Source organism: Stenotrophomonas sp. (genome assembly GCF_032066555.1).
Lineage (GTDB): Bacteria > Pseudomonadota > Gammaproteobacteria > Xanthomonadales > Xanthomonadaceae > Stenotrophomonas.
The window spans coordinates 9,864-21,297 of the sequence record NZ_DAMBKV010000030.1 but is presented as its reverse complement, the minus strand read 5'-3'; the positions used below and the strand labels follow the sequence as shown (position 1 = coordinate 21,297).

The following is an 11,434-nucleotide window of genomic DNA, read 5'->3' as shown; positions in this document are numbered from 1 at the left end:
GCGGGAGAGGGGCTAAAGCGGTAGTGCCGAGCCATGCTCGGCAGGGGCTTTCCCGCCAAGGCCAGAGCCACCCTCACCCCAACCCCTCTCCCGTAAGCGGGAGAGGGGCTAAAGCGGTAGTGCCGAGCCATGCTCGGCAGGGGCTTTCCCGGCGCCCCAGCAGCCAGCCAAAAGCACCCCTCCGCAACCCTCCCCTTCGCTGCGCGAAAGGGAGGGAGCGTAGTGCCGAGCCATGCTCGGCAGGGGCCTTCCCGGCGACGCATCAGCCAGCGAGAAGCTCCCTCCCCACCCAGGCCAATCCAGCCCGGAACACACCAAGGCCTATACCCACACCCCTTTTAGATATATAGATATATCATTAAGATCATTTCGGACCAGCCGGCAAGCCACCGTGGACCCGTTCACCACCCAATCCCTGGAGGGCATCCTCCGCCGTGACCTGCACGCGCCGCTGTACCACCAGCTGCAGGGCTTCCTGCGTGGGCTGATCGAACGCGGCGAAATCGGCGACGGCGAGCAGCTGCCGCGTGAGGAAGAGCTGGCCCGGCGCCTGCGCATCTCGCGGGTCACCGTGCGCCAGGCGCTGCAACTGCTGGCCAATGATGGCTTGCTGGTACGCCAGCGCGGCCGCGGTACGCGGGTCGTCGGCGGTAGCACAGCGCGCGGTTCCAGCATCCCGATGCCGCTGAAAACGCCGCTGGGCGAGCTGATCCACAGCCTCGACACCCTCGCCAGCAACACCCAGGTACGCCTGCTGGGCTGGGAACGCGTGGTCCCGCCCGAACCGATCCGCGAACAGTTCGGCAGCGGCCCGGAAGAAACCCTGGTGCATTGCGTGCGGGTGCGCTCGCGGCATGGCCAGGCCTTTGGATACTACGCCAGCTGGACCCGCACCAAGCATCCGGAATTCAACGCCGAACAACTGGCCTACGGCTCGCGCATCGCTCTGTTCCGGCGTTGCGGGATCCGCTTCCTGCAGGTCCAGCAGACCGTCAGCGCGCTGCGTGCAGGTGCCCTGACCGCCATGCACCTGCAGATGTCGCCCGGTCAGGCGGTGATGAACCTGACCCGCCGCTCCTATGGCCCCGACCAGCAGTTGCTGGATCTGCTCGACATCCAATATCGCCCCGACCAGCTGCGCTACCAGATGCGCCTGGACTACGAAACCAACCACCCGGAGACATTTGTTTGAGTGCAACTGTGAGCGCAACGCTTGCCGAAAAGATCCTCGCCCGCGCCTGTGGACGCGAGGCCGTGCGCGCCGGAGAGATCCTTACCGCCAGGCTCGACCTGCTGATGATGCATGACTCCGGCGGTCCGCGCCGGGTCGCCACACGGCTGGAAAAGCTCGGCGCCAAGGTGTGGGACCCGAACAAGGTGGTGGTGGTCTCCGACCACTTCGTACCCGCCGTGGACATGGAAAGCGCCGACATCCTCGCCCTCACCCGCAAGTGGGCGCAGGCGCAGGGTGTCACCCACTACGACATGCTCGGCATCTGCCACGTGGTGTTGCAGGAACACGGCCATGTACAGCCCGGCATGTTCTGCGTGGGCGGTGATTCGCACTCGCCCAGCGGCGGTGCGTTCGGTGCCTTCATGGTCGGCATGGGCGCCACCGACATCACCGGCGCCCTGGTCACCGGCGACGTCTGGCTGCGCGTGCCGCAGACCACGCGTGTGCAACTCGATGGCGTGCTTGGCGCCGGCGTCAGTGCCAAGGACGTGATGCTGATGCTGTGTGGCCAACATGGCATGGGCAACGAAGGACAGGTCTTCGAATACGGCGGCAGCGCCGTGCAGGCCATGCCGATGCATGAGCGCCTGACCCTGTGCAACATGGCCGCCGAGCTCGGCGCGGAAACCGGCATCGTCGAACCCGACACGACCACACTGGCTGCATTGGAACAGGCCGGCAAACCTTTCCTCGGTGATCTGGCGCAGTGGCGTAGCGATGCTGGCGCCAACTACCTGCATCACCATCACTACGACGCCGCGCAGATCGCCCCGCATGTGGCGGCACCGCACAGTCCGGCAAACAGCCGTCCGGTGGGTGAGCACGGCAGGGTGCCTATTGATCAGGCCTATATCGGCGCCTGCACCGGTGCCAAGCTGACCGATCTGCGCATGGCTGCCGAAGTCCTGAAAGGCCGCCGGGTCGCCAAGGGCACGCGCCTGCTGATCGCACCGGCCTCGGTGGCAATGACCGCGCAGGCGGCAGCCGAAGGCACGTTGGCGACGCTGACCGAAGCCGGCGCCATCCTGCTGCCGTCAGGCTGCGGCGCCTGCGCCGGCATGGGTGCGGGCATGCTGAGCAGCGGCGAAGTCTGCATGTCCACCACCGCACGCAACTTCAAGGGCCGCATGGGCTCGGCCGAGGCGCAGGTCTACCTGGGCTCGCCGTACAGCGTTGCCGCTGCCGCGGTGAAGGGCGAAATCTGTGATCCACGCGAGTTGTTGGGAGAGAACCTTTGAACGTCCGTGGCAAGGCTTTCGTGTTCGGTGACCGCATCGATACCGATGTGCTGGCACCCGGCCCCTATATGCGCGAGCCGATGCACGTGCTCGCCAGCCATTGCCTGGAAGCGGTGGACCCGGACTTCGCCAGCGAAGTGCGCCGTGGCGACATCGTGGTGGGCGGAGAGTCCTTCGGCATTGGCTCCTCGCGCGAACAGGCGGTGCAGGCGCTGGCCGAACTCGGCGTGGGTGCCATCATCGCCAGATCATTCGCTCGCATCTTCTATCGCAACGCGCTGAATCTCGGCGTTCCCGCGCTGGTTTGTGCGACGCTTGAAGCATCGCGCGGTGATGAACTGGAAGTACGGCCGGTGGAGGGACGCATCATCAATCACAGCACAGGTCGTGAATTCGCCTGCGAGAAGATTCCCACCGAGTTGATGGCGATCGTCGCCGGTGGCGGGCTGATGCCTTGGCTGGAGCGCAAGCTGGCTACCGAGCGGCGCACATGAAACAGGGCATCATCCATGCGACCTTGATCGCGCCGGACCTGCAGCAGGTCTGCGCCGCCTATGTCGCGCAGTTGGCCTTGCGGGTGCAACAACGCGGAACGCTCGACGCCGATGATGCCGCCGCGCTCGATCTGGTGGATCTGATCGGCGCACCGCTGGTATGGCTGGCCAACAGCGCGGGCGAGCCGGTGCTGCGGGTGATCGAGGACCCGCGTGCCGTCGTTGCCGAGCCCATGTTCCGCCACGGCTGGTTGTCGCTGGAGGTGCTGGTGGGCGATATCGACGCCCTCGCCGCCGGCCTGCGATCGCCATTCAAGGTCCTGGGTCCTGCCGCCAACCTTGAGTTGAGCGATGCCATTCGCGCCGCACAGGTGCTGGGACCCTGCGGCGAACTGCTGTATCTCACCCAGATCAAGGCGCAGGTTCCGCCGTTCGATCTGCCGATGACCGACGCGACGGTTGCGAACACCTTCATCGGGGTGATGACCACGCCGGATCGCGAGGCCTCGCAGCGTGCCTGGTCTGCACTGCTGGGGGCCAAGGGCTGGGCGTTCGATACCAGGATCACCGTGCTGAATCGCGCCTATGGCAAACCGCTGGACGGCCGCTACCCGGTCGCCGTGGTGCCGATGCCGGGGCAATGCATGGTGGAGATTGATCAGGTGGAACTGCCGGCGGCGGCCAACCTCCGGCACGCCGGCCAGTACAGCCTGGCCTTGCGCCTGCCGGCAGTGGATGACGCCTTGCTGCGTGAAGCGGGTTGGGCAGTGACGGCTACGGGTGAGCGGCGCAGTCTGCGTGGACCCGCCGGGGAGCATGTGGAGCTGCTGCTTGCTTGACGGGGTGCTGGCTTGTTGCTGCCTGCAGATAGAAGCAACAGCAACAGCGCAAAAGCACCCCTCCCCAACCCTCCCCTGCGCCAGGCGAAAGGGAGGGGGCAAACGCGGCACCGCGATGCACTGACAGAGCGCAGCAAACAGCCCCCTCCCTTTGCCGCAGGCAAGGGGAGGGTTGGGGAGGGGTAGCTCCTGCTCTGCTCCTGCTCCGCCCCCGCTGTTACTTCAGCCCCCCATGACCTTTGCCATGTGTAACTGCCACTACACAGGCATAGCGTCAGCGCTTACCCAAGCGCTTGAGGTAGAAGCAATGCGGACCCTGACCCTGGCTGCAGCCATCGCCACGATCACCTGCTTGAGCATGGCAACGCCCGCCGCGGCGCAGGTCTCGCCGATGACGCCGGACATCACCGGCAAGAAATTCGTCGCCCCGCAGCCCGCCCGCGATTTCGAGAAGCGCGAGGTGATGATCCCGATGCGCGATGGAGTCAAGCTGTATACGGTGATCATGATCCCCAAGGGCGCGCACAACGCGCCCATCCTGTTCACCCGCACGCCGTACAACGCCGCCGGCCGCGTCGACCGCACGCCGGGCGCGACGCGGCTGGTCGATGCGCTCGCGCAGGGCGACACCGTGTTCGCCGAGGACGACTATATCCGCGTTTTCCAGGACGTGCGCGGCAAGTACGGATCCGAAGGCGACTACGTGATGACGCGGCCACCGCGCGGGCCGCTCAACCCAGGCAAGATCGACCACAGCACCGACGCCTGGGACAGCATCGACTGGTTGGTGAAGCACCTGCCCGAGTCCAACGGCAAGGTCGGCATGCTCGGCTCTTCCTACGAAGGCTTCACCGTGGTGATGGCGCTGCTTGATCCGCACCCCGCGCTGAAAGTGGCTGCACCGGAAAGCCCGATGATCGACGGCTGGATGGGCGATGACTGGTTCCAGCATGGGGCCTATCGGCAGATCAACCTGGGCTACTTCAGCGGGCAGATGACCGCGCGCGGTGCCGGCGCGAAAATCGCCATGCCGACCGGCGATGACTACAGCAGCTTCCTGCAGGCAGGCTCGGTCGGTGCCTTCGCCAAGACCTTGGGGCTGGAACAGATCCCGGCCTGGCACAAGGTCAGCCAGCATCCTGCCTACGATGCGTTCTGGCAGCAGCAGGCGCTGGACAAACTACTGGCCAAGCTGCCGGAGATCCGCGTGCCCACCATGTGGGAGCAGGGGCTGTGGGACCAGGAAGACATCTACGGTGCGCATACCGCCTGGGCCGCACTTGAACCCAAGGACCACGACAATACCCGCAACTTCCTGGTGATCGGGCCGTGGCGACACAGTGGCGCCAACTACAACGGCAGTTCGCTGGGCGCCTTGGATTTCAACGGAGACACCGCACTGCAGTGGCGGCGGGATGTGCTCAAGCCTTTCTTCGACCAGTACCTCAAGGACGGCGCGCCGGCCGCCAATACACCGCCGGTGTGGGTATACAACGCCGGCAACAATCGCTGGGAAACCTATAGCAACTGGCCGCAAAGCTGCACGCAAGGCTGCACCGGCAACGCACGTCGGCTCTATCTCAACACCGATGCGCAGCTGGACTTCAACAGCACCAGTACCGGCGCGCAGTACGCCGAGTACATCGCCGATCCGGCCAAGCCGGTGCCGTTCGTGCCGCGCCCAGTCAACATGGGCGACCGCGATGTCTGGACCACCTGGCTGGTGCGCGACCAGCGCTTCGTCGATGGCCGTACCGATGTGCTCACCTATACCGGGCCGGTGCTGGACAAGCCGATGAAGCTGGCCGGCATTCCGCAGGTTCAACTGAGTGCTTCCACCTCCGGCAGCGACAGCGACTGGGTGGTCAAACTGATCGACGTCTATCCCGATCACTATCCTGACAACCCGAAGATGGCCGGCTACCAGTTGCCGCTGGCGGTCACCATTTTCCGTGGTCGCTACCGCGAAAGCTTCAGCCAGCCAAAGCCGATCACGCCGGATGCACCGCAGATCTACAGCTTCGATCTGCCCAACGTGAACCAGACGCTGCAGCCGGGCCACCGCTTGATGGTGCAGGTGCAGTCCAGCCTGTTCCCGCTGTATGACCGCAATCCACAAAAATTCGTGGACAACATCTTCTTCGCCCAGCCTGGCGACTACCGCAAGGCCACGCAGCGGATCTGGAACAACAGCGAACATCCGAGCTACATCACGCTGCCGGTTGTCGAGTGACGGCGCTCGACGTAGCCGCCTTGGCAACGAGGGTCGGGCACTGATACCTGCGCGGTGATCGCCGACATGAACCACTTGATGGTGGTTTTCCCCGCGAGGGAAACCGCGTCAGCGTCGCGGCTTACGCCGCTCCTGCACAGCAAGGCAGGCACGCTTGTTTCTCTGCCGTTGCAGGAACACCTGCTACAGCTGTAGCTGGCAACACTGCCTGCAACGCAACGGAGCCAGCATGAACAAGCGCAGAAGGCTCAGCCAGCGCAGCATCATTCTTATCGGCATTGCCATCATCGCCTTGGTCATCGCCCTGTCGGTGGCGCCTTGGTGATTGTTAACCCTGCGTGGCAGAGCGCGACGCAGTCCACATCACGGCAACGATGCAGCGACGCAAACGTGAAGCAAAATCGGGTTGTGCGCATTCAGTCATTGCTGCCTGTTCATCCCTCCGGCTATAGGTGAATGGCCAGATCCGGGGGGATCACATACCGGAGCAACGCCAATGGACAAGATCAAGTTCTTCCTCGAAGGACCCGGCCGCCAGCGCCGACTGGTAACCCTGCTGGCAACCGAATCCCGCAACATCGCCAAGGGCAGCAGCGATGGCCGTCGCGTCGCCACAATGGGGCTTAGTGATGTCTGCTTCCATACGATGATCGACGAGCACGGCAACATCGCCAAGCAGATCGACTTCGATGGCTATCGTTTCAAGTTCCGTGACTCCAACCTGCCCTGGGACTTGATGATCGCCTGATCATTGCGCGCTACGCGACGCTCGCGCGTTGCCGGGCTTACGCGACGTTTGCATTTCCTGCACCTGCCCGTCACTGATTGCAGGCATGCACTTAATCGTCGCCACGGCATGCTGCAACTGGAGCATCGTTGCTCTGATCGGAGACGCATCATGGATACCCGCAAGATGAAGCCGCTGCTGTTCGCAGGCCTGATCGCCCTTGGCTGCGCAGGCACTGCCCTCACCGTGCAGGCTGCCGGTCAATCCACGCAGGGCCACGAGTCCGAACAGCCTGGCACCGATACCTGGATCACCACCAAGGTGAAGGCCGAGTTGCTGACCACCAAGGATGTGTCCGGCATGGAGATCAAGGTGGAAACGGTCAACGGCGTAGTGACACTCAGTGGTACCGTCGCCAGCAAGGTCGAAGCGGATCGCGCGATCGCCGCCGCCCGGGCCATCAAGGGCGTGAAGCGTGTGGACAGCTCAGCGTTGATGGTCGCTGCCGCGCATTGATGACTTGGCAAGGGCGCAACCCTGCGCTTGATCGAATACATGGAGAACGGCACCGCAGGGTGCCGTTCTCCTGTTGCATGAAGGCTTGCCGGTCGCTTTCACCGAGAGCGACAGGCAATATCCGCTCAGATCAGGTCAACCCGAACCCCGTCCTGCACCAACAATTCGGCATCCAGACCCGAGTGTTGATAGACAACATAGGAGGCGCCCTGGATCGACTGCTTCCCCATCGATGCCCAGTCGCCCAGATCCGCGCCACCGGCACCGAGCAGATCATCCAGCTTGACCACGTCGCCGGCATTGCCCTTCACCATCATCTGCACCGTGGACTTGCTGCCTTGATGGAACAGATCCAGCTGGCCATTGGCAAGAACGTCCTGCAGTGTCAGCTTCAAGCTGTTGTTGCCGGTACCGGTGAGGTCGATGATTTCGATGGAATCGATCCTGTCTTTCAGCACGGTCATATCCAGCACCTGATTGGCGGCGGTGAGCTTGAGCGTATCCACGCCAGCGCCACCGGAAACACCACCGCTGCTGGCAGCCGTCAGATTGGCGACATTGGCCAGTGAGAACACGTTGTCCTCCTCACCTCCGTAATAGGTGCCAGTCTTGCCATCAATCAGCTGGTTTCCTAGCACATTGAGCTCACTTGCACCGCTGCGTATCTGGAAGTCATCCAGGCCAATCCAGTCCCATGAACCAATACCCTTGTAACCCGGCACCTTGTAACCGGTACTCACCACCATGTACGAGAATTCCTGGCCGGCCGGCGCCTTGAACGAAGCATTCAGGGAGTTCGGCCAGTACGCAGACAGCGACAGCTGCCCGACCAGGGCGCCACTGGCCGTGTAGAACTTGACCACGGAAGGATCGAAGTAGCCCGCCTGCAGATTGGTTACAAGGAACTTGAGCTCGGAAACCGGACCTTCGGTGAAGTCGATGCGGGTGCGCCCGGTGACGCCGATCTTCATGCCGGTATAGACCGCAGGATCGTGGCTGGTCAGGCCGGTGATCGCATCCGGTATCTGCCAGACATCATGATCAACCTCGGAGGTGATCCGCAGCCCGTTGTAGGTCGTGCTTTGCCCCGTGTTGAGGTTCACGTAGCCGGCGCTATTGAAGTCGATGAACTTGTTGTCGCCCATGTCGCGATACTTCGAGCTGTTACCGGCCTTGTCGATGATTGCGGCCATCACATCGCCGCCGGTAACGGCGAACCCGGGAGCAAGTCGCAGGCTGCCGGCAGCCACGTCCTTGACGGACAGCACCTGGTCATAACGCTGTCCGTTCAACACAACACTGACCACGTCACCCGCGGATACGGCCGTCGTCTTGAATGTCACCGTCAGGTACGCGCCATCAACGCTGAGTCCGGTAGGTGCATCCGGTGCCAGCGTATCGAGGAACACCTCGCGTGATTCCACTTCACCACTGCGGCCTGCATCATTCACCACCTTGGTCTGGATCGACCAGTTACCGCTGTGGCTGTTGTTGTCCTGCGCAGCCCAGCTCAGGCCATCCACCGCAGCCACGCTCCAGCTCGCCCCCCCATCGGTGGACACCAGCAGCCGTTCGTCCGCCGCCAGTCGCGCACTGAGCAAGCCCTGCATCAGGCGCCCGGCGCCGCCATCATTGGTCAGCCAATCGCTGCTGCTGACGCCCCAGTCCTTGCCCATCGCGGTGACCGTGGCAATCTGTGCGGGCGCCGCTGCCTTGACGACGATGATGTGCTTCTCCGAGTGATCGGATGTGTTGCCGGCCTTGTCGGTCACCACCACCTCGAACTCGTGCTGGCCATCGGCAAGCTCGGCATCGGGGGTAAACACCCAGCTGCCGTCGTCGGCAACCACCGCCTCACCAATCACCTTCCCATTGTCGATGATGGTCACGGTGGCGCCCGCCTCGCCCTTGCCCGACAGCGTGGGTGTAGTGTCATCCGTGCCACCGCCGTTGCCGATCGCGCCGGTTTGGGGGCCAACATCATCCAGCACCTGGCTTATCGACGGCGCCTCGGGAGCAATCTTGTCAACAAGGATCACGTACGGCTCTGACAAGTCGCTGACATCACCGTCCATGGATTCGTGCAGGATCGTGATGCTATGCCGGCCATCGGACAGCGGAAAGAACGGTGTGAACGTCCATGCGCCATTTGTTGCCACCACAACACGTCCAAGCAGTTCGGCGCCATCATAGATATGGATGAGATCACCGGGCCTGCCCTTGCCGGTGATCTCCGGGCGGCCGTCGTCGGTATAACCACCGTTGCCTATCTCACCCGTCTTGCTGCCTTGGTCATCGATGATCGCATCGATCACGGGGAGGCTGCCTGCGGCATACACATCAGGATGGTTGACCTTCGCCATCCGCGGGATCTGGCCGTAACTCACTGCGTTCACTTGTTGTCTCCATTGACTTGAATAAGCCGCGCAACTGCTTTGCAACGGCTGTGGGCCCGACCTCGGAACCGCGTCTGTTGGTCGGAGCGCTACTTGCACGCGCACGGCGGCGCGGCCTCCGCCCTCAATGCCGGAGGCCATTGCCGACCAAGGCGTGTCTCATCGCGAGGGCCTGGGCAAGGCAGCAAAAGGGCGCCTCCCCAAACTGCTCGTCATAGATATCCAATCAGTGGATTGGAGGGGCTCTGCCTCGGCGCATTGAATGCGGCTCTGACCGCTGTCTGCTGCCAGGCGACCCGGCGGACTGCGGCACGCCGTTCGCCGCAAGTTCCCAATGAAGGAGCTCGTTGCTGTTGCATGTATCCAAACCAACGCGGACAAAAAGGGGGATTCCTTTCATGCAGTCACGCGCGGCATCGAATGTCCCTGCTGGCTTTGAGCATCTGGGCGGTTCAAGCAGCCGATGCACGGCCGTTGGCAGGATTATCGGCGGCGGCCTTGGAGGGCAACATGAGAATCGGCTTGAATAACCCCCCACAGCTTGACCTTTGCGCGCGAAGTTTCGCCTGTGAAACGAAACTTCCCTGAATCCCGGAAAATTACGCGGAGTGGTTTCAGCTATGAAACGCCTCCAGGATCGGCATAGGGAAACTGCGCAGATACGCGCCGTGATGGCTTCTCTTGTCGCACTCTTCTGTTCTGACTGCCATGAACTGCAACCTAGGCGTTCTGGGGCCTAAACACGCCCATTCGACTCTCGGCTGAGAACTCACCGATGACTGCAGTCAACGGGATCGATCGAGCAGATGTTCCCCTCTGCAGCTTCAAACCTACAGACCGTTAGCGCGCTGCCCTTCAATGCGAGGGCACAAAGTTCCCCAGAAACGCGCGCAATTTATGTACTGGTCAGTTTGGTATTCAGGGTGGATTCCGTCGGCTAACGGATAATTCACAACTGTCGAACGGCCACCCATTCAGGCCGTACCGATCAAGACCAATAACGAGGTAATGCCGAAATGAAGACTTCTTTGATCGCTCTGGGCCTGCTGGCCGCCCTGCCGTTCGCCGCTTCGGCTGCCGATGGCCTGTCCTACAACTATGTGGAAGGCGGCTATGTGAATACCGATGCCAAGGGCGGCGACGCTGATGGTTGGGCGCTGAAGGGCTCGGTTGCGGTGCACCCGAACTTCCATGTGTTCGGTGAGTACAACGCGCAGGAAACCGACAAGTTCAAGGCTGATGTCGGCCAGTGGCGCCTGGGTGTTGGCTACAACTACACCGTGGCCCCGAACACCGACCTGCTGGCCCGTGCGGCCTACCAGAAGCTGGATCTGGAGTACGGCCCGAAGTTCAACGGCTACAGCGCTGAAGTCGGCGTGCGTACCGCCTTCACCCCGAACTTCGAAGGCTATGCCCTGGCCGGTTACGAGGACTACAGCAAGAAGCGTGGCTACAACCCGGACGGCGAGTTCTACGGCCGCGTCGGCGCCACCGGCAAGTTCAACGCGAACTGGGGCCTGACCGGCGAAGTGAAGCTGGCCAAGGCTGGCGACAAGGAATGGTTCGTCGGCCCGCGCTTCACCTGGTAAGCGACAAGTAGTGGTGTTGTATGGCGCGTGACCTCTCTCCCACGCGCCGCTGGAAGCCCGGTCCTCCCCCGACCGGGCTTCTTTTTTGGGCGGCGTCCGGGTTTTGTAGTGCCGAGCCATGCTCGGCAAGGGCTTTCCCGGCCAAAGCCAAAAGCTACCCCTCCCCAA

9 protein-coding genes are annotated in these 11,434 nt (G+C 62.8%); 8 read left to right on the top strand and 1 reads right to left on the bottom strand.

All coding sequences use genetic code 11. The features are described from left to right. Nucleotides 1–391 precede the first annotated feature (391 nt). From RT131_RS19205 to RT131_RS19175, 7 genes are all read left to right on the top strand, one after another. Nucleotides 392–1,192, top strand: a complete 801-nt coding sequence (locus RT131_RS19205) for a GntR family transcriptional regulator (protein ID WP_313174553.1) — start codon at nt 392–394, stop codon at nt 1,190–1,192. After that, nucleotides 1,189–2,472: a 3-isopropylmalate dehydratase large subunit gene (locus tag RT131_RS19200; protein WP_313174551.1), complete on the top strand. Its 1,284-nt coding sequence runs from the start codon at nt 1,189–1,191 to the stop codon at nt 2,470–2,472. Before RT131_RS19205 ends, RT131_RS19200 begins: the two co-directional genes overlap by 4 nt. Continuing rightward, nucleotides 2,469–2,966 (top strand): 3-isopropylmalate dehydratase, encoded by a 498-nt coding sequence (locus tag RT131_RS19195; RefSeq protein ID WP_313174549.1) that lies wholly within the window; start codon nt 2,469–2,471, stop codon nt 2,964–2,966. Before RT131_RS19200 ends, RT131_RS19195 begins: the two co-directional genes overlap by 4 nt. After that, the gene (locus RT131_RS19190; protein ID WP_313174548.1) at nt 2,963–3,805 is read left to right on the top strand and encodes a hypothetical protein; all 843 of its coding nucleotides are present in this window, start codon (nt 2,963–2,965) and stop codon (nt 3,803–3,805) included. Before RT131_RS19195 ends, RT131_RS19190 begins: the two co-directional genes overlap by 4 nt. Before the next feature lie 358 nt (nt 3,806–4,163). After that, the gene (locus RT131_RS19185; protein ID WP_313174554.1) at nt 4,164–6,038 is read left to right on the top strand and encodes a CocE/NonD family hydrolase; all 1,875 of its coding nucleotides are present in this window, start codon (nt 4,164–4,166) and stop codon (nt 6,036–6,038) included. 496 nt (nt 6,039–6,534) lie between these two features. Beyond that, complete coding sequence (locus RT131_RS19180; protein ID WP_313174547.1) at nt 6,535–6,786, top strand: hypothetical protein; 252 nt, start codon at nt 6,535–6,537, stop codon at nt 6,784–6,786. Between the two features lie 150 nt (nt 6,787–6,936). Further along, entirely contained in the window at nt 6,937–7,281 is a 345-nt protein-coding gene (locus RT131_RS19175) for a BON domain-containing protein (RefSeq protein ID WP_313174545.1), read from the top strand. Nucleotides 7,282–7,406: 125 nt separating this feature from the next. On the opposite strand, the gene RT131_RS19170 is transcribed toward RT131_RS19175, so the two are convergent. Continuing rightward, nucleotides 7,407–9,677, bottom strand: a complete 2,271-nt coding sequence (locus RT131_RS19170; protein ID WP_313174543.1) for an Ig-like domain-containing protein — start codon at nt 9,675–9,677, stop codon at nt 7,407–7,409. Nucleotides 9,678–10,693: 1,016 nt separating this feature from the next. On the opposite strand from RT131_RS19170, the gene RT131_RS19165 reads away from it, so the two are divergent. Continuing rightward, nucleotides 10,694–11,266 (top strand): Ax21 family protein, encoded by a 573-nt coding sequence (locus tag RT131_RS19165; RefSeq protein ID WP_313174541.1) that lies wholly within the window; start codon nt 10,694–10,696, stop codon nt 11,264–11,266. The last annotated feature ends 168 nt before the right edge of the window (nt 11,267–11,434 follow it).

Coding starts and splice junctions, on each gene's coding strand:
- RT131_RS19190 (WP_313174548.1), top strand. CDS start 2,963: ATGAAACAGGGCATCATCCATGCGACCTTGATCGCGCCGGACCTGCAG.
- RT131_RS19185 (WP_313174554.1), top strand. CDS start 4,164: ATGGCAACGCCCGCCGCGGCGCAGGTCTCGCCGATGACGCCGGACATC.
- RT131_RS19180 (WP_313174547.1), top strand. CDS start 6,535: ATGGACAAGATCAAGTTCTTCCTCGAAGGACCCGGCCGCCAGCGCCGA.
- RT131_RS19175 (WP_313174545.1), top strand. CDS start 6,937: ATGGATACCCGCAAGATGAAGCCGCTGCTGTTCGCAGGCCTGATCGCC.
- RT131_RS19165 (WP_313174541.1), top strand. CDS start 10,694: ATGAAGACTTCTTTGATCGCTCTGGGCCTGCTGGCCGCCCTGCCGTTC.